Genomic DNA, 17,915 nt, shown 5'->3' on the forward strand with positions numbered 1-17,915 from the left:
GTTCTCTGCGCTGCGATCACGGCTGGACTGTCTCCTATAATCAACTATCAGCCGACCGACATGGCCACCATTACCTTAAACACCGGGCGCAGTTTCGCCGCGGATTCGGGCATCTCGATCCTCGACGCCGCGCGCAACGCCGGAGTGACGCTTGAGTATAGCTGCCGCACCGGGCGCTGTGGGATCTGCCAGGCACCAGTACTGGCGGGCGAGACGACGGTGCTGCGCCCCGAGGAAAGCCTCGATCCCGGCGACGCCGAGCGTGGGATCATCCTCACCTGCTGCAGAGCCGTGACGGGCGACGTTGTGCTCGACGTCGAGCCACTCGACCGGCTCACCGGATTCGAGATACGGACGATGCCGGCGCGGGTCGTCGCGATCGACCGGCTCTCCCACGACATCGTCAAGGTCGTGCTGAAAACTCCGCCAGCCTCGCCGCTGCGCTTTCTACCCGGCCAATATGTGGACGTCCTCGCCAACGGGGTGCGACGCAGTTATTCGCTTGCCAACGCGCCGCGCGCCGACAACCTCCTCGAATTGATCATCAAACGCTATCCCGGCGGGTGCCTCAGCGAATATTGGTTCGAGCGCGCTCAGCCCAATGACCTCGTCCGGATTGAGGGGCCCTTTGGCACCTTCTTCCTGCGCGATGCGGCGCCGACCACCATCATCTTTCTAGCGACCGGCACCGGGATCGCCCCGGTCAAGGCACTGCTTGAGGAACTGGCCGCCGATCCGACGCGCGCCGCCCAGCATCAAATCAGCGTCTATTGGGGCAACCGCGCGGCGGACAGCTTCTGCTGGGACCCGGTCAACCTTGGGCTCGACGTAGCTTTCCATCATTTGCTATCGGGGCCGGACGCGAAATGGGGCGGCAAGCGGGGATATGTGCAGGAAGCGGCGATACGCCAGGGATTCGATCCCAACGATAGCGTCGTCTATGCCTGCGGGTCCGAGGCGATGATCGCATCGGCGCGCCAAGCGATGATCGCCCTGGGCCTGCCGCCCCTGCGCTTCTTCTCCGACGCATTCGTAAGCTCGAACTAAGGTTTTCCGATCATGAAGGCAGTCATTCTGGCCGGTGGCCTTGGCACGCGGTTTGCCGAGGAAACGAGCCTCCGCCCCAAGCCTATGATTGAGATCGGCGGTCGCCCGATCCTGTGGCACATCATGAAGATCTATGCCGCCCATGGCGTCACCGACTTCGTGATCTGCTGCGGCTACAAGGGCTATGTTATCAAGGAGTATTTCGCCAACTACTTCCTCCACATGTCGGACGTCACCTTCGACATGAAGGCGAACGAGATGATCGTCCACGAGAAGCGCGCCGAGCCGTGGCGGGTAACGCTGGTCGATACCGGCGACGACAGCATGACCGGCGGGCGGCTGCGCCGGGTCGCAGACCATGTCCGGGACGAGGAATTCTTCTTCTTCACCTATGGCGACGGGGTGGGGAACATCGACATCACGGCATCCGCGGCATTCCACCGCGAACATGGCCGCGCCGCAACCCTGACTGCGACCTATCCCCCCGGTCGGTTCGGCGCGCTCCACATGGAGGGGCAGCGGATCCTCGACTTCACCGAGAAGCCGCAGGGCGACGGCGGCATGATCAATGGCGGCTTCTTCGTCCTCAGTCCCAAGGTTCTCGACTATCTGGAAGGCGATGCGACGGTGTGGGAGCAGGAGCCGCTACGCCGCCTCGCCGCAGATAGCGAACTGATGGCGTATGAACATCACGGCTTCTGGCAGCCGATGGACACGCTGCGCGACAAGCAGCATTTGGAGGGGCTGTGGAGCAGCGGCAAGGCGCCCTGGCGGGTATGGTGAGCGGGACTGTCGACCCCGGCTTCTGGGCCGGCAAGCGGGTATTCCTGACGGGGCACACCGGATTCAAGGGCAGCTGGCTGTCGCTCTGGCTTCAGACGATGGGGGCGAAGGTGACCGGGTTTGCGCTTGCGCCGCCCACCACCCCCTCGCTGTTCCAGGTGGCACGCGTTGAGGACGGCATGACCTCGATCATCGGCGACATCCGCGATGCGGCCGCATTGAAGGATGCGCTGGTCGCGGCCGATCCCGAGATCGTCCTACACATGGCCGCGCAGCCCCTCGTCCGCGCAAGCTATGACGACCCGGTCGGCACCTATGCGACCAACGTCATGGGCACCGTCCATCTGCTTGAGGCGGTGCGCGCCGCGGCCGGCGTGCGTGCCTGCGTCGTTGTCACCACCGACAAATGCTACGAGAACCGCGAATGGGCCTGGGGCTATCGCGAGGACGAGGCGATGGGGGGATACGACCCCTATTCCAATTCCAAGGGGTGTGCCGAACTCGTCGTTTCTGCCTATCGTCGCTCGTTCATGACCGCGCAGGGCGTTGCACTCGCCAGCGGGCGGGCGGGCAACGTCATCGGCGGGGGCGACTGGGCAACTGACCGACTGATCCCCGACATCCTACGCAGCGTCGAGGCGGACAAACCTGTCCTCATTCGCAACCCGCTCGCGATCCGGCCGTGGCAGCATGTCCTGGAACCGCTGTCGGGCTATCTGGTCCTTGCCGAAGCTCTGTGCCGCGATCCCAAGGCCGCGGCCGATGCGTGGAATTTCGGACCTCGCGACGACGATGCTCGTCCCGTCCAGTGGATCGTCGAGCGGATGTGCAAGGCGTGGGGCCAGGGCGCCGATTGGACCCGTGACGAGAGTGTCCAGCCGCACGAGGCGCATTATTTGAAGCTTGACATCTCCAAGGCGCGCGCCGGGCTCCACTGGCAACCACGCTGGCCCCTCGCCGAGACGCTCGACGGCATCGTCGCCTGGCACCGTGCCTGGCTGGCCGGTGCCGACATGCACGACTATTGCCAGGGCGAACTGGCGCGCTTCATCAGCGCCGACGCCTCCCTTGCCGCCTAGGCCCCATCTTTCCGTATAGGATCACCCGATGACTTCCCCGACTGCAGACGACCTTCGCCGCCAGATCCGCGCCCTCGTTACCCAATATGCCGAGGCCCAGTTCGCGCCGCGCCCCTTCGTGCCGGGCGAGAGTGTGATCCCCCCCGCCGGCAAGGTGATCGGCGCACCCGAGATTGAGCTGATGGTCGAGGCTTCGCTCGACGGCTGGCTGACCACCGGGCGGTTCAACACCCAGTTCGAGGCGGGACTGGCCAAGATCACCGGCGCGCCCTTCGTCCTCACTACGACTTCGGGCTCGTCGGCGAACCTCCTCGCGCTGTCGTGCTTGACCAGCCACAAGCTCGGCGACCGCCGGTTGAAGCCGGGGGACGAGGTCATCACCGTCGCGGCCGGCTTCCCGACCACGGTCAACCCGTCGATCCAGCATGGCCTCGTCCCCGTCTTCGTCGACGTGGACGTGCCGACGTACAACATCGACGCTAGCCTCATCGAGGCGGCGATCACCGAGAAGACCGGCGCGATCATGATCGCCCACACCCTCGGCAATCCGTTCAACCTCGCCGAGGTTCGCCGGATCTGCGATGCGCACGACCTATGGCTGGTCGAGGACTGCTGCGACGCGCTGGGCGCCACCTATGACGGCAAAAAGGTTGGGTTGTGGGGCGACGTCGCCACCCTCTCTTTCTATCCCGCACACCACATCACGATGGGCGAAGGCGGCGCGGTGTTCACTCAGAGCGCAGAGCTGCGTCCAATCATCGAGAGCATCCGCGACTGGGGCCGCGACTGCTATTGCGCGCCGGGCTGTGACAATACCTGCGGTTCGCGCTTTGGCCAGCAGCATGGAACGCTGCCGTTCGGCTACGACCACAAATATGTCTACAGCCATATTGGCTACAATCTGAAAATCACCGACATGCAGGCCGCCTGCGGCCTCGCCCAGCTCGACCGGGTCGACGATTTCGTCGCCGCCCGCCGACGCAACTTTGACCTTCTGACCCAGCGGCTGAAGGGGATGGAGGAAATCTTCATCCTGCCGGAAGCGACCCCCAATTCGGATCCGTCCTGGTTCGGCTATCCGCTGATGCTGCGCGACGGTGTCGATGCCAAGCGCGTCGACGTCACCCGCTTCCTAGACCAGAACAAAATCGGCACCCGTCTCCTGTTCGCAGGTAACCTAACCCGCCAGCCTTATTTCCAACATGTCGATTACCGGGTCGTCGGCGACCTGACGAATACTGATCGGGTGATGAACAACACCTTCTGGCTCGGCCTCTTCCCTGCGCTTGGCGCCGAGCACTTCGACTACGTCGGGGAAAAGCTCGAGGAGTTCTTCGGCCTCAATTTCTAAGGCACATGACCCGCCTGTCGAATGTTGGCATCGACAAGCGGGTTACCTTCAGCGGGTCACTGGCTGACCCGCGGTGCGCGTCTGCTCATCGGCAACCGCGAAGGGCGAGGCAGCGTCGGCTTGGGGATTGTAGAACCGGTCGATCCGGTTTCGGATGCGTGACTGAACGCGGTTCTGGATCCGGTTGTCGATCCGTGCCATCGGCCGGATCCCGGTCGCCGGATCGGCACGGGTTTCTCGCTGGCCGACCTCTCCGACCGCGCTGTCTGCAATGCGGCCGTTCTGCTAAGTCTGCGCGACAGCTGGGGCGACCAGTGCGACGGAGGCGACCAGCACCGCGGCGCCGGCCCACAGCGTGGCCCCGAACGGATCGTGCGGCCGGTGGATCATCATCGTCAGGCTTCCTGATAATCGGGCCGAGGGTTATCCCGCGTCATGGCGGCTCCCCCTCGAATGGCGGTTGGAGGACGCGCCCTGCGGTTCGATACTGAAGATGACCGGCTCGGTTCCCCGCGCCAGCCAATAAGCGGCGAGCGCGACAAGCCCCATGATGAGCGGGGTGCGTGCTGGATAGTCAACGATGCTCGCTCCCGTCACAAGGAGGATGATCGCCGAGCCGAGTTGGCCGAGGATCACCGTCTCGCTGCGCGCCGCACGCCAGACCCGCACTGAGGCATAGGTCCACCAGCCGAGCGCCGCGACGAGGAGGACGAGTCCCGCGATCCCGCCATCGAGCACCACCTCGATCAGGTCGTTATGGACCCGGTTGAAGTAGGTCGGTTTGAGGAGCCCGAACGGCTCATGAATGCGGAAAGCTTGGTCGAAGCTGCCAAATCCGGTGCCGACGGGAAAATAGCCCTTCACCATCGCGGTCACCGTGCCGAACGCGGCGAAGCGCAGGTCGTCATCCACACTGACCGCCATCGCACGCTTGATAGATTCGGCGCGATTCGCGTGAATGCTGAGCAGCCCAAACAGCACGATCACCGCAACCGCACCGGCCGGTGCCGCGATCCGCAGCCAGCGTGGCAACGCGAGGAGCTGGCGCTTCATGCCGCGCAGTCCAATCGCAACCCCCAACCCGGTTCCGGCGACACCGAGAATCAGCCCTGCGCGCGATCCGGTCGACAAGATGACAAACAAGAACGCGGCGACGAGGCCGAACCCAACCGATAGTCGCCACCCCTCCCACCGGCGCGGGCGGAACGCCCAGATTGGAGCGATAAGACAATTCAGCGCCAGGAACAGCGCGAAGTGGTTACGGTTCGAAAAGATCCCCGCCAATTCGCCGCGGCGGTCGTTGACGAAAGGATTATTGGCATCCGCGCCCGCGAACTGGAGTGCGCCGACCAACATCGACAGCGCGCCTAGGATCAGGATCACTGCGAGCATTCGGTTGTGCTCGCGCGCCTTCACCCCCGTGGCGAGGGTCAAGACAGCGACGGGGACAATCAGCGCGGTCGCGGCGTTGATCGTCGCGCCCGGGGTGATCGACAACGGTCGCCACGGCTGACCGGGAAGCGCGCCGGCCAGCATCGCCCGCCCGGGCAGCGTCTGCCACAGCCTTGGCGGCAGCGGCACAAGCTGGGCTAGCGGCAGCGCGATCGCAGCGAGGAGGAGGATCCAGACCCAGCGCACTTCACCGACCCGGGGCGGGGGGGCGAAGAGCGCGGCAGCGACGAGCGCAATCGTGCTTGCCAGCCGGACCACAACCTGTCCTGGCACATCGGGGCGCGATGCGCCGCCCGCCAACACAAGGATCGCGATGAGGGCACACAGCCCTGCCAGGCCGGCGCTCGGCCGTTCGAAACCGAAGGGACGACGCTGCATCACCAAGTCACTTCGCCCCAAAGCCGTTAAAGATCGTCTTGAACGTCTTGGCTATGATCAGGAAGTCAAGACCCACCGAAAGATACTTGATATAGTAGAAGTCGTAGTGAAGCTTGACGTAGACGCTGTCGATATCGGCAACATGGCCTTGATTTACCTGCGCCCAGCCGGTGATGCCGGGCCTGACGATATGGCGATAAGAATAGAAGGGCAGCTCACCCATGTACCAGTCGGACAGGCTGATCGCCTCAGGCCGTGGTCCAATCCAGCTCATCTCGCCGCGCAGGATGTTCCAGACCTGAGGCAGCTCGTCGATCCGAGTGCGACGCAGAAAAGCGCCGAACCGGGTGATCCGCGGGTCACCGGTCTTGGTGATCGCAGCTAGACGCATCTCCTCGGCAGAAACGACGATTTCTTTCATCGTTCGGAACTTCAAGACGGTGAAGGGCTCGCCCTTGTAGCCGCGGCGGACCTGCCGGAACAGGATCGGACCGGGCGACTGCATCTTAATGACGATGCCCACAACAACCCCGATCAGCACGATGAAGGGAAGAGCAAGAAGTGCAAGGATGAAGTCGATCCCGCGCTTCACCTTATTGTAGCCGTGATTAGGAATAAGGCTGCCGAAGCTGTTTTCGGACAGATGTTCAATCTCGACTCGACCAGTCAGAGATTCGATCACCTGCTTGGCGTGATAGACAGGGATACCCTTCACCGCGGCGGTCGCGATCAGCCGCTCCCACTCGTCATCGAAATCCTCGCGCAAGTCGACGATCAGAACCGCGTGCGAATCCTTAGGAAGCTCGGGTTGCGACAGGCGTATCCACTGGATGCCGGGGACCTCCTCCAGCCGGCAGGTCGCTGGTGAGGCGATGAGGTGGAACGCCTGCCCCATGCTCGCCCGGCTACGCAGCCCCAGCATGAAGCAGAAGATGAGCCCGCCGACGAAGCTGCCGAAAAAGATGCCACGGCTATAGCCAAGACGGAAGGCGAACATGATGGTCATCACCGTGCCGAACGCGATCATCGCGGTCGTCGCAACCTGGCTGATCACCCCGACGCCAGGCAGCGTCTCAGCGCGGCGCAAGAAGACGAGCATGATGAAGAGCGCGGCGCAGCTGGCTAGGACGGTATTCACCCCGAATGGCGAGGACCAGATCGTCGACAGTTCGGTGATGTTGAACAGGATGCTGGGTCCAACAACGACGAGGAGAATACCGAGAAGCAGCCGGTAGCGAAGCCGCGCCAACCCGCGTCGGGGGGTGACGCCTAGCAGATTGCCCGCCCCCGATGCCCCGAGCAAAGCATCACCGAGGCTGGCGTTCAGGCCGAGTGTTCTGGACTGCATATCACCCTCTTTACGCGCGTCTTCACTCACGCTCTTCCTGCCTTCCGGCCCCTCCCTTTCGTAAAACCCTCTGCAACCGATCGTGGTCACGGTCACCACATCCGTTACGGTCAGCTCTCTCCAACCGTGCGGCGTATCCGTTCGGTGCCATCCTTGCGTGTTGCCGGTAGTGCGCAAATCACGATCTTCCTACCGAATTTCGGCAAGGTGTAATATTTCTAAGTCTCTATTCGGCCAAACCGCCGTCCGCAGCAAGCTCGCTCTGTCCCGTCTCATTCTGTCCGGCACCGGAATGCCGCCTGGTGGGCGCGCTAGGTTAGTTGCTTGACGACGCCACGAGCACCACGATAGTTTTCCGACCTTCCGCTACAGCACAACGATCGGGGATACCGGGCGTGATTCCGAGGATTTCCATCGTCACCGTCTGCTTCAACGCGGCTGCCACGATCGGCCGGACGCTAGATAGCGTCGCCATGCAGCAGGGGGTTGAGTACGAGCATTTGGTCGTCGACGGGGGATCGCGGGACGAGACGATGACGGTGGTTGACCAACACCGCCATGACCAGCTGTCCGCGGTCAGCGAACCTGACCGCGGCATCTATGACGCGATGAATAAAGGGGTGGCGCGCGCGCGCGGCGACTATCTCCTGTTCCTTAACGCCGACGACTATCTTGCCCGCCCCGATAGCCTGAAGCTGGCCGCCGACGCGCTCGCCGAAACGGAGGCCGACTGCCTGTTTGCCGATACCCAATTCGTCGGCCCCGACGGCACCACCGCGGGGCAACGGCGCTATTCGGCGCGGCGCTTCGCCCGCTGGTGGCTACGGGTCGGGGCACAGCCGCCGCATCCCTCGATGCTCCTGCGACGCAGCTTGGTTGAAGAGCTGGGCGGCTATGACACTAGTTTCCGGATTGCAGGCGACTTCGATCTCGTCGCGCGGGCCTTGCTCGGCCGGCGCGCCAGCTTTGCAACGCTGCCCGTAGTGTTGACCCATTTCCAGGTCGGCGGGGTGTCGACCGCCGGAATGGGAGCAAAGCTGGCGCTCAACCGCGAGCTTGCGCAAAGCCTGCGCGGGCTCGGCCAGCCCTTCCATCGTGTCGCGGTGCTACTGCGCCTGCCGCTAAAGCTCCTCCAGTACCGCCCCGCCTGATAGCGCTTTGCTCATAGCCCAATATTTGGGCGGGGGCTTTCCAATACTCCCCGAGCCAACTACCGGAGCAGGCAGCGGTCCGGCGACACCGGTACCCAACGATCCGATTAGGCCATGCCCCCTGCATGGCCTGGTCCCCTGAGCTAAGCCGAGGGAAAATGACGGCAATGACCTGCCAAGCGACGTCCACAAAGGCGGCGCGATGACCGCTCCGGTCATCACTCCGGACGCCATGCCCGATGCTAATCCCGGCTGGCTGCCTAACGATGCCTTCGATCCCCGCTCGCTGCGCAAGACAGTGCTGGCGATGGCGCGTGCCGGATCTTCGGGACATGTTGGCTGCGCCTTTTCGATCATTGAGATCATGGCGGTCCTGTACCGCTCGTTCCTGCGCTATCCAGGCAACGATCCGCGCCATCCCGACCGCGACTATCTGGTGCTGAGCAAGGGGCACGGCGTGATGGCGCAATATGCCTGCATGCGCGAGCTCGGCTGGCTCGACGACGAGCGGCACATCCAGCGCTATTTCGGCGATGGCAGCGACCTCATGGGATTGTCGGATTCACGCACCCCGGGGCTCGAGGTGTCGTCGGGATCACTTGGCCATGGTTTTTCGGTCGGGGTCGGGATCGCCGAGGGGCTGCGCCGGCGCGGGACCGACCAGCGCGTCTATGCGATCGTCGGCGACGGCGAACTCAACGAGGGTCCGATCTGGGAGGGGATGCTGTTCGCCGCGCACAACCGGCTCGGCAACCTCCTGCTGATTGTCGACGCCAACGGCTTCCAGGCGATGGGCCGCACCGACGAGGTCATCGCGCTCGGCTCGATCCGGCAGAAATTCGAGAGCTTCGGCTTTGTCACCGCCGAGGTCGATGGCCATGACGAGGCCGCGCTCGACACCGCGATCAGGACGTTGTTCGCCGGCGACCCCGACGCCCCCAAGGCGATCGTCGCGCGCACCACCAAGGGCAAGGGCGTGGGGTTCATGGAAGACGACAACCAGTGGCATTACCGCCATCTGTCGGCACAGGATTACGAGGCCTCGATCGAGGCGCTGCGTGGGGAGAATGCGCGATGAGGAGCGCCTTCTCCGCCGCATTGACCCGGCTCGGCCAGCGTGACCCCAACGTCCTCCTCCTGACCGGCGATCATGGCTATGCACTGTTCGACGAGTTCCGGAAGGGCTGCCCGGGGCAGTTCATCAACGCCGGCATCGCCGAACAGAACATGGTCGGGATGGCCGCGGGGCTGGCGCGGGTCGGGTTCCGGCCCTTCGTCTACGGCCTCAGCGCCTTCGTGCCGATCCGGGTGATCGAGCAGATCAAGATGGATATCGCACATGACGACCTACCGGTCGTCCTGCTCGGCGACGGCGCCGGCTTCGTCTACAGCCATCTCGGGCCGAGCCACCAGTCGGCCGAGGACATCGCCTGCGCCCGCTCGGTCCCGGGGCTCACCGTCCTGTCGCCCGGCGACCGGTTCGAAATGACCGCCTGCATGGACCTCGCCTACGACCTCGCCCGCCCGGTCTATCTCAGGATGGGCAAGGCCGATCGCGGCGACGTCCACGCCGGCGATCTCGCCCCACTCGCGGTCGGCGAGCCGGTGCAGATCCGCGAGGGGTCGCCCGACGCGCCCGCGCTTATCGCGACCGGGTCGATGCTGACCACCGCGGACCGGCTCGCCGCGGAGCGCGGTGGGATGGCAGTGTGGAGCGTCCCCTCAATCAAGCCCCTGTCCGCCGACGCCATCACCGCGATTGCCCGGTCGAGCCGTGGCCTCGTCGTCCTCGAGGAGCATTCGGTCCATGGCGGGCTTGGCGCGGCGGTGACCGAAATCGTCAGCGAAACCGCGCCGTGCCGGGTGCTGCGGATCGGCATCCGCGACCGGTTCTCCGAGCATTGCGGCAGCTACGATTATCTGCTGCGGGAGCACGGCCTCGACCTCGCGGCGGTTGCGGAACGGGTGGATGCCTTCGTTGCAGCCGCCTGAGCTATCGTTGCCTGGGCCGTTGCCGTTGCCGTTGTCACCGCCCCTACCGCTCGCCGGCCGCCGGATCCTCCTGACCGGCGGCACCGGGTTCGTCGGCCGCTCTATCCTTGACTATTGTGCTGAAAGCGCTGTGGGTGATGGAGCGGATTTTTCCGTGACCGTGCCGTCGCGCGCGCCTCACGCCTTCCTCGCCGCACATCCTGGCTATGCAGACCTTGCCTGGCTGCGCCTTGTCCCTGGCGACCTCGCCGCGCTGCCCGACGTCGGCGGATATGACGCGCTGATCCACGCCGCGGCCGACACCCACTGCGCTGGCGATCCGGTCGGCTGGTTCGACCAGCTCGTCACTGGCACCCGCCGGGTGCTCGACCATGCCGTCCGCGCCGGGGCGACCCGCGCGCTCCTCGTGAGTTCGGGCGCCGTCTATGGCGGCGGAGTAGACCGCCCGGCCGAAGCCGACGACGGGCTTGCCCCTCGACCCGGCGATACGAGTAGCGTCTATGCGCAAGGCAAACGCGCGGCCGAGCATCTCTTCGCACTCTACGGCCGCCAGTATGGCATCGAGGGAGTCGTCGCACGCCTGTTCGCTGTCATCAGCCCACACATGCCACTCGATGGCCCGTATGCCGCAGGCAACTTCATCCGCGACGCGCTGGCGGACGATCGGGACGCGATCCGCATTGCTGGCAATCCCGCGACGTTGCGCTCCTATATCGACGGGCGCGACATGGCGCACTGGCTGGTCACTCTGCTGCTGCACGGCGCGGCGGGGGAAGCGTACAATGTCGGCTCCGACCAGGCGATCACGATCCCCGACCTCGCCCGCGCGATCGCCGCGGCGCTTAGGACGGACAAGCCGGTCGTGCTCGACCCAGCGGGCGCTGCGCGGCCCACGTCGAACTATGTCCCCGCGATAGCCAAGGCCGCAAGGCTTGGTCTCAAGATTGAAACTTCGCTACCCGCCGCCATCGTCCGCGCTGCGGCTGGGAGGGGCCGGCGGGATGCAGGGAACGAACCGGACGGAACAGGCGGGGCGGCGCCGCAACGGGTGATCAGGATCGGATGATGGCTGGCAGCAACGACGGTGTCTTCCTTACCGGGGCGACGGGGTTCTTGGGTAGCGCCCTTCTTCACGCCCTCGTCGAAAGCGGGCGCCCGGTTTTTGCAATGGTGCGCCCGCAGTCGCGACTCGATCGGATCGCGGTGCTGCAGGACCGGCCCAACCTGCGACTGATCGACGCCAACCCTGACGCGCTGGAGACAGAGTTCGCGCGCCGGTCGATCGGCACGATCATCCATGCCGCGACCGAATATGGCCGCGACGGGGTGCCGATTGCGACCATCCTCGACGCCAACCTGATCCTGCCGGTTCGCTTGGCAGAGCTGGGTATCACCCATGGCGCGCGCGCCTTTATCAACATCGACTCGTTTTTTAACAAGTTCCATGGGTCCTATTCAAACCTGCTCAACTATTCGCTGTCGAAGCTGACCCTGCTCAACTGGTTGGAGAAGCTGTCACCGCGTATTACCGTCGTTAATGCCGTCCTCGAACACATGTACGGACCGGGGGACAGTGGGTCGAAATTCATCGAGATGATGATCCGGTCGATTGCAATCGACCGGGTCGCGGCAGTCGACCTGACCCATGGCCACCAGAAGCGCGACTTTGTGTACATCTCCGACGTAGTATCCGCCATCCTCGCGATCCTCGCCCATGTCGAAGAGCATGCCCTGCCCTTCAAGACGATTGGAATCGGGACGGGTGAGGCGATGCAGGTGCGCGACATAGTCTCGCTGATCGCGACCCTGTCCGACAGTCCGACCGAACTGCGCTTCGGGGCGGTTCCCTATCGCGCCGACGAGATCATGAGCTCGCATGCCGATACGCGCGATCTCGATGGACTCGGCTGGCGGCCGCGAGTTACCCCGGAAGCGGGGATCGCGGCGATCCTGACCCGCTATCAGGGCCACGGGTCGTGACGTTTGCCACCCGGCTTGCCGACATCGCGGGGCGGCTCGCGGTCAACCCGGCGCTGCGCTACACCGCGCTTAACCAACTCGTCCGGCTGATGCTGGGACCGGCAGTCCTCGTCGCACTGCCGGTGTTCCTGACCGCCGAGGAACTCGGCTTCTGGTATGCAATGACCGGTGTCGCGGCGATCATGGCGTTCGCCGACATGGGGCTGTCGACTGCAGTCCTCCAGTTCAGCGCCCACGAATATGCCGAGGTCGAGGCGGCGCGGGCCGCCGCAGGCGGCGACGCATTTACCGACAGCCGCCGCCAGGATGCGCTGTTCCTGTTCGCAATGCGGCGGATCGGGCGGGTTTGCCTGATCGGCCTGCCGCTAGTCTTCGTGGGTGGGTTGTGGAGCATGGGCAACCACCATGGCGGAGGGGCCGGCGGATCGGTCGGGTGGATCATACCCTGGACCCTATTCTGCCTTGCCTCAGCGCTTGCGCTGATGGTGTCGGTGATGCTCGCTTTTCGCGAAGGGCAGGACGGAGTCTGGCTGGTCCAGCGGCTGCGCGCCGCGATGTCGTTCGTCACGCTGGCCGCTACCATCACCGGCGCGGCATCGGGGCTCGGCATCTGGACTCTGCCGCTCGCCAGCCTGGCGACCTCCGCGGTCGGGTTCGCCGTCCTTGCCCGCGGTCACCTGCCTGGGCCCCTCCGGTTGCGTGCGGTCCCGCAAGAGGCGGTACGCGACTGGTCAGCAAGCATGTCGACGATTCTCAGCCGCTACAGCCTGAGCTGGATCGGCGGTTATGTAATGTTTCAGCTGTTCGCGCCGATCACCATGTATCTGAAGGGACCGGTACTGGCCGGGCGGGTTGGGCTGACCGTGTCGGTGTTCACTGCGATCTTCTCGCTCGCCAATGTCTGGCTCGCCTTCCGGCTGCCGTTGATGTCGATGGCGGTCGCGGTCCGCAACGCCCCGATGCTGCGCCGCGTGTTCCTGAGCGGGCTGGCGGCGGCACTCCTGTCCTATCTTTTCCTCGCCGGGGTCGCGCTCGCTGCCTATTTCACATTCGGCGACATCCCCACGGTCGCGCGCCGCTTGCTCGCTCCGACCTCGGTCGTCCTCCTCGCGGTAGGCTGGGGCCTGCAAGTCGTTGTTCACAACAGTTCATTATTTATCAGGGCATTCAAGGTCGACCCGCTGGTTGTCGTGACCTGGGTCGCGGCGATCCACACTGTGATTGGCACTGCCGCCTTCCTGTATTTCGGCCGGCCGGACCTCATGTTCGTGGCGTTCGTCTCCTCCTATGTCTGGACCTTGCCGGTCGTCTACCTCTTGTGTCGCCGGCGGATGCGCGACATTGCAGCCTGGCCGGACCCTTCGTAACGGCGCGCGACACCTCCGACATACGAGCAGCGATCACGATGGCCATGCTTGCGATCTGTATCCCGACCTTCAATCGTGCCGCCCAACTTAAAGCAAACCTTACACATTTAGCTGATCTGTTGTCGCGCCACGACGTCGAGGTCCATGTCTCCGACAATTGCTCGACCGACGACACCGGGGCGGTGGTGGCGAGCTTCAGGGAACGGTCCCCACGGATATTCTACCACCGGAACGCAACCAATGTCGGGATGGACGGTAATTTTGCGGTCGCACTGGGGCTAGCGAACACGCCCTATGTCTGGCTGCTGGGGGACGACGACGTCGTCTCCGAAGTGACGCTGGGCGGTGTCCTCGAACTTCTAGCTGACGAGACATACGACCTCATCCTGCTCAACGGTGGCCACCCCGATCCCGATCGCGGGCGCGTTCAAGGCGAACCGTCGCGCGATTTCCACGATCCCGAGCGGCTGCTGGTCGAACTCGGCTGGCACGCGACTTGGATCAGTAGTCTGGTAATCGGCCGCCGGCTGCTCGGCGCGATGGATGTGCCCACCTATGACGGCACCTATTTCTCGCACTTCATCGCGCTGTTCGGCGGAATGGCGGCGATCGGCCAGCCACGCGTGCGCTGGCACGCCCCCTCCTCCTTCCACCCCTCGCACCTCGCTTCCTTCTCATGGACGCGGCGAGTGATCGAAATCTTCGCAACCCGCTGGTCGCAGGCAGTCCGGGCAATCCCCGGGCCCTACAGCGCCGAGGCGCGGCAGGCATGCATCCGTGCCCACGGGGTTCGCACCGGGCTCCTCACGATGGTCGGCCTCTTGAACCTGCGTGCTAAGGGCGGGCTTGACCTTGCCGAGGTACGCCGGCACCGCGAGGCGCTGGCGCAATGCTCGCCCTGTCCCTGGCCGCTGATCGTCGCGATCGCGGCAATCCCACAATCCTGGCTCGGCACCGTGCGCAGATTCGCGCTGCGGCTGCGACGCCCGCCCTCGCCCGAGGCTCCCCCCGCGCCGGCAGAGGCAGTTGAGACGGCGCGTTTTCCGTTTCGGCAAACGGCTCTCGATCGGCTAACAGGAGATCATGCTCGATCTGCCGAACGATAGGGGGTGCCGGTGACGCCCCAGCCCGTCCCCCCCGCCCGCCCGCCCGCCCGGGCGAGCCTCATCCCCTATCCGCTGATCTTTCTCGCCTACGGCCTGTTCGCGATCTATTTCTATTTTGCCGTCGTCGCCCCCTATCTAGCGACGTCGGATCTCTTCGCCCCACGCATCCTGGCGGACGCAATAACCTACGAAGCGATCTGCGTCGTTAATTCGAACTTCTTCGACCAGACGACGCTACGCGACATCGGCCCGTGCGTCGGCTTGCGGCTCTTCTCTTATAATTCTGGGCTATTGTCGGTCTTTAACGCCTGCGTCATCTTGGGGGCGACGCTGTGGTTGGCGCGGGTCTATCAGCGGCCATGGCGACCACTTCTCACCCTTATCCTTATCAATCCAATCACCTTCCTCAGCATCTTCGGCCCCAACAAGGAGGTTTTCGGCCTCACCGCGCTGACGACACTGGCTATCTTCATCCGCTCGCGTTCGCTCCTCGCGCTCGGCATTTGCCTCGTCACCGCGCTGTTTACACGGCTGCCCGCTTTCGTCATCGTTGCCGCCTTCTGCGTGTTGCTAGTCACTGCACTGCCCCGGCAGGGCGTCCTTCCGCGCGCCACGATCCGCCGCTACTGGCTGATGATGATCGGGGCTACAGCGTTCGTCTCGTTAATCGCAGCAATAGTCGGAGCGGAGCTCCAGTATAATCTTCTTGGCGACTTCTCACGGATTGATGATATCAGTCAGTCGACTGGCATCTCGTTGGCGGTCGATTATCTCTCAGGGTACGGCCTTTACAGTCTGCTCTACGTCTTCAGGATGCTGCTCAATCTTTACAGCGGGATGATCGGGCTTGTTAACCTGTTGCAGGGTGACAGCGCCAACTATTATACCGTGGGCGTCGCCGGATCGTCGGTTATGTTCACGATGCTGAGCGCCGTGATCGCCTTCGGCAAGCGGCCCGATGATATGGTGCGGACCGCGACAGCGTGGAACATGATCCTGTTCGCAGTGCTGTTCACGCTGATGATCTGCCTGTCACCGGTCATTCAACATCGCTATTTCTATCCGCTTTACGTCTTCATGATCCTGTTCGTCATCAAGCGCGACCCGGCACTCGTCGCGGCCGAGCTACCACGGGGCAGCCCCGCCGAGACGCCCCCACTACCGGTGACGCAGTCATGAATAGTAACGACACCGCGATGCCCCCCCTCAGCGTCGTCATGACCACCTACAACGGCGCGGCCTATCTTGCCGAGCAGCTCGGCTCGATCCTGCCGCAGCTCGACGAGGCGGACGAGCTGGTGGTCAGCGACGACGGCTCGACCGACACGACTCAGGCGCTGCTGCGCGCCGCAGCACAGGAAGATCCCCGAATCCGGATCGTCGCCTCGCCCGGTGGGCTGGGGCCGATCCGCAACTTCGAGCACGCCCTGGGCCATGCCCGCGGCGCGGTACTCGTCCTGTCCGACCAGGACGATAAATGGTTGCCCGGCCGGCTCGACCGGGTGCGCCACCATTTCGATAGGGCAACGACATCTTTCGACCTCCTCGTCCTCGATAGCATCATCGCCGACGGGTCGCTGACGCCAACCGAGGGATCGCTGTTTGCATATCTCGACGTCGGCACTGGCCAAGTTAAGAACATCGTCCGCAATACCTATGTCGGCTGCCACATGGCATTCCGGCGCGAGCTGCTCTCGGTCGCACTGCCGTTCCCGCAGGCAATCTCGATGCACGACGTCTGGCTCGGCCTCGTCTCTGAATTGGTCGGGCCGGTCACCTTCGCGCCCGGGGCAACGATGCTCTTCCGCCGGGGGGGACACAATTATACCCAGGCGCGCTATTCGTTGATGCGTCGGCTGACCTGGCGGGTCGGGCTAGTTCGCTCGCTCCTCGAGTTGCGACTGAGCAAGCGGTTTCGCCGCGCTCGCGCCGCGGCAGGAATGGCGGCGTGAGCGCACACCCGCCGATCATCGGGGTCGTGCTGACCCGCAACGAGGCAATCCATATCCGCCGCTGTCTGGAAAGCGCGCGACGGGTGTGCAACGTCATCTACGTCGTCGACAGTCGCTCCGTCGACGGGACCGCCGCGATCGCCGAGACGGAAGGCGCGATTGTGATCCCCGGCGATTTCACCTCGTTCGCGCAGAAGTTGAATTGGGCGATCGACATGATCGAGGTTCCCACCGACGGCTGGATGATGCGGATCGATGCCGACGAGGTCCTGTCTGAGGCGCTGGTGGCGGGGCTGCCCGACTTCCTTGCCACCCTCCCCGCCTCGGTCAGCGGCGTCCATGTGCGGCGCCGGCTCTGGTTCATGGGCCAGCCGATGCGGTTCGGTGGGGTCTATCCACGCCATTCGATGCGGCTGTGGCGACCTCGTGCAGTGCATTGTGAGATCCGTGCGCTCGACGAGCACATGTTGCTCAAGACTGGCACCGCAGCGACCTTCGAGGCTGATGTCGACGACATCCCGTTGACCAGCCTGTCGCTGTGGATTGCCAAACACAACGAATATTCGACGCTGGAGGCATCGACCGCGCTCGCCAGCCGGGATGTAGCCGGAACGGCGGGTGGAGCGGCAATGCTGACTCCCCGCCTCTTTGGCGATCGCAACCAGCGAATCCGCTGGTTGAAAGAAAAGCTGTTTTACCGAATTCCGCCCTTCGTGCGGCCGTTCCTGTATTTCTTTCACCGTTACGTCATCCTGGGCGGCTTCCTGGACGGCAAGGCGGGGTTGATCTTCCATGTCCTCCACGGTTTTTGGTACCGTTTCCTGGTTGATGCGAAGATCGTCGAAGCCCGCGGCCACGACCCCGCGAGGCATTAATCGCTGGCTTCCGATCGCTAGCTTTACCGGTGGGGGACCAGCTTCTATAGGCGT

General features: G+C 64.1%; 17 protein-coding genes. 14 read left to right on the top strand and 3 right to left on the bottom strand.

The genetic code is table 11. The features are described 5' to 3' along the window. Window positions 1-60: 60 nt before the first annotated feature. From RF701_RS17215 to rfbH, 4 genes are read left to right on the top strand one after another with little or no spacing between them, the layout of a single operon-like run. On the top strand, window positions 61-1,047 hold the full coding sequence (locus RF701_RS17215) for an FAD-binding oxidoreductase (RefSeq protein WP_308815762.1): 987 nt from the start codon (window positions 61-63) through the stop codon (window positions 1,045-1,047). A gap of 12 nt (window positions 1,048-1,059) precedes the next feature. Further along, window positions 1,060-1,830 (top strand): glucose-1-phosphate cytidylyltransferase, encoded by a 771-nt coding sequence (rfbF, locus tag RF701_RS17220; RefSeq protein WP_308815763.1) that lies wholly within the window; start codon window positions 1,060-1,062, stop codon window positions 1,828-1,830. Beyond that, window positions 1,827-2,909, top strand: coding sequence for a CDP-glucose 4,6-dehydratase (gene rfbG / locus RF701_RS17225; protein WP_308815765.1), 1,083 nt, complete (start codon window positions 1,827-1,829; stop codon window positions 2,907-2,909). Before rfbF ends, rfbG begins: the two co-directional genes overlap by 4 nt. Before the next feature lie 28 nt (window positions 2,910-2,937). Next, window positions 2,938-4,260, top strand: a complete 1,323-nt coding sequence (gene rfbH / locus RF701_RS17230; RefSeq protein WP_308815766.1) for a lipopolysaccharide biosynthesis protein RfbH — start codon at window positions 2,938-2,940, stop codon at window positions 4,258-4,260. A 48-nt stretch (window positions 4,261-4,308) separates the two neighbouring features. On the opposite strand, the gene RF701_RS17235 is transcribed toward rfbH, so the two are convergent. From RF701_RS17235 to RF701_RS17245, 3 genes are all read right to left on the bottom strand, one after another. Continuing rightward, a complete protein-coding gene (locus RF701_RS17235; RefSeq protein WP_308815767.1) occupies window positions 4,309-4,461 on the bottom strand; it encodes a hypothetical protein in 153 nt (50 codons plus the stop codon). A 222-nt stretch (window positions 4,462-4,683) separates the two neighbouring features. Continuing rightward, window positions 4,684-6,090, bottom strand: coding sequence for an O-antigen ligase family protein (locus tag RF701_RS17240; protein WP_308815768.1), 1,407 nt, complete (start codon window positions 6,088-6,090; stop codon window positions 4,684-4,686). A gap of 7 nt (window positions 6,091-6,097) precedes the next feature. Further along, the gene (locus RF701_RS17245) at window positions 6,098-7,615 is read right to left on the bottom strand and encodes a sugar transferase (protein ID WP_308815769.1); all 1,518 of its coding nucleotides are present in this window, start codon (window positions 7,613-7,615) and stop codon (window positions 6,098-6,100) included. A 218-nt stretch (window positions 7,616-7,833) separates the two neighbouring features. Between RF701_RS17245 and RF701_RS17250 the strand changes: the two genes are divergently transcribed. The 10 genes from RF701_RS17250 (at window position 7,834) to RF701_RS17295 (ending at window position 17,861) form a co-directional block, all read left to right on the top strand. After that, the gene (locus RF701_RS17250; RefSeq protein ID WP_308815771.1) at window positions 7,834-8,589 is read left to right on the top strand and encodes a glycosyltransferase family 2 protein; all 756 of its coding nucleotides are present in this window, start codon (window positions 7,834-7,836) and stop codon (window positions 8,587-8,589) included. Window positions 8,590-8,791: 202 nt separating this feature from the next. Next, a complete protein-coding gene (locus RF701_RS17255) occupies window positions 8,792-9,667 on the top strand; it encodes a transketolase (protein WP_308815773.1) in 876 nt (291 codons plus the stop codon). Next, window positions 9,664-10,581, top strand: a complete 918-nt coding sequence (locus tag RF701_RS17260; RefSeq protein ID WP_308815774.1) for a transketolase C-terminal domain-containing protein — start codon at window positions 9,664-9,666, stop codon at window positions 10,579-10,581. The genes RF701_RS17255 and RF701_RS17260 overlap by 4 nt, the downstream gene beginning before the upstream one ends. Continuing rightward, window positions 10,559-11,647, top strand: a complete 1,089-nt coding sequence (locus RF701_RS17265) for an NAD(P)-dependent oxidoreductase (RefSeq protein WP_308815775.1) — start codon at window positions 10,559-10,561, stop codon at window positions 11,645-11,647. The genes RF701_RS17260 and RF701_RS17265 overlap by 23 nt, the downstream gene beginning before the upstream one ends. Continuing rightward, entirely contained in the window at window positions 11,647-12,561 is a 915-nt protein-coding gene (locus tag RF701_RS17270; RefSeq protein ID WP_308815776.1) for an NAD-dependent epimerase/dehydratase family protein, read from the top strand. The genes RF701_RS17265 and RF701_RS17270 overlap by 1 nt, the downstream gene beginning before the upstream one ends. After that, the gene (locus RF701_RS17275) at window positions 12,558-13,928 is read left to right on the top strand and encodes a hypothetical protein (protein ID WP_308815777.1); all 1,371 of its coding nucleotides are present in this window, start codon (window positions 12,558-12,560) and stop codon (window positions 13,926-13,928) included. Before RF701_RS17270 ends, RF701_RS17275 begins: the two co-directional genes overlap by 4 nt. Before the next feature lie 38 nt (window positions 13,929-13,966). Then, entirely contained in the window at window positions 13,967-15,034 is a 1,068-nt protein-coding gene (locus tag RF701_RS17280; protein WP_308815778.1) for a glycosyltransferase family 2 protein, read from the top strand. A 9-nt stretch (window positions 15,035-15,043) separates the two neighbouring features. Next, entirely contained in the window at window positions 15,044-16,213 is a 1,170-nt protein-coding gene (locus RF701_RS17285; protein WP_308815779.1) for a hypothetical protein, read from the top strand. Beyond that, window positions 16,210-16,986, top strand: coding sequence for a glycosyltransferase (locus RF701_RS17290; protein ID WP_308815780.1), 777 nt, complete (start codon window positions 16,210-16,212; stop codon window positions 16,984-16,986). Before RF701_RS17285 ends, RF701_RS17290 begins: the two co-directional genes overlap by 4 nt. Beyond that, window positions 16,983-17,861 carry a glycosyltransferase family 2 protein gene (locus RF701_RS17295; protein ID WP_308815781.1) on the top strand — a complete coding sequence of 293 codons (879 nt, stop codon included), beginning with the start codon at window positions 16,983-16,985 and terminating at the stop codon, window positions 17,859-17,861. The genes RF701_RS17290 and RF701_RS17295 overlap by 4 nt, the downstream gene beginning before the upstream one ends. Window positions 17,862-17,915: the final 54 nt, after the last annotated feature.

Origin of the sequence: Sphingomonas sp. GV3 (genome assembly GCF_031082075.1) — a bacterium.
Lineage (GTDB): Bacteria > Pseudomonadota > Alphaproteobacteria > Sphingomonadales > Sphingomonadaceae > Sphingomonas > Sphingomonas beigongshangi.

Excerpts from the sequence above, each read along its gene's own strand:
- RF701_RS17215 (WP_308815762.1), top strand. The coding sequence starts at position 61 with ATGGCCACCATTACCTTAAACACCGGGCGCAGTTTCGCCGCGGATTCG.
- rfbF (WP_308815763.1), top strand. The coding sequence starts at position 1,060 with ATGAAGGCAGTCATTCTGGCCGGTGGCCTTGGCACGCGGTTTGCCGAG.
- rfbH (WP_308815766.1), top strand. The coding sequence starts at position 2,938 with ATGACTTCCCCGACTGCAGACGACCTTCGCCGCCAGATCCGCGCCCTC.
- RF701_RS17235 (WP_308815767.1), bottom strand. The coding sequence starts at position 4,461 with ATGGCACGGATCGACAACCGGATCCAGAACCGCGTTCAGTCACGCATC.
- RF701_RS17240 (WP_308815768.1), bottom strand. The coding sequence starts at position 6,090 with ATGCAGCGTCGTCCCTTCGGTTTCGAACGGCCGAGCGCCGGCCTGGCA.
- RF701_RS17255 (WP_308815773.1), top strand. The coding sequence starts at position 8,792 with ATGACCGCTCCGGTCATCACTCCGGACGCCATGCCCGATGCTAATCCC.
- RF701_RS17260 (WP_308815774.1), top strand. The coding sequence starts at position 9,664 with ATGAGGAGCGCCTTCTCCGCCGCATTGACCCGGCTCGGCCAGCGTGAC.
- RF701_RS17265 (WP_308815775.1), top strand. The coding sequence starts at position 10,559 with ATGCCTTCGTTGCAGCCGCCTGAGCTATCGTTGCCTGGGCCGTTGCCG.
- RF701_RS17270 (WP_308815776.1), top strand. The coding sequence starts at position 11,647 with ATGGCTGGCAGCAACGACGGTGTCTTCCTTACCGGGGCGACGGGGTTC.
- RF701_RS17280 (WP_308815778.1), top strand. The coding sequence starts at position 13,967 with ATGGCCATGCTTGCGATCTGTATCCCGACCTTCAATCGTGCCGCCCAA.
- RF701_RS17290 (WP_308815780.1), top strand. The coding sequence starts at position 16,210 with ATGAATAGTAACGACACCGCGATGCCCCCCCTCAGCGTCGTCATGACC.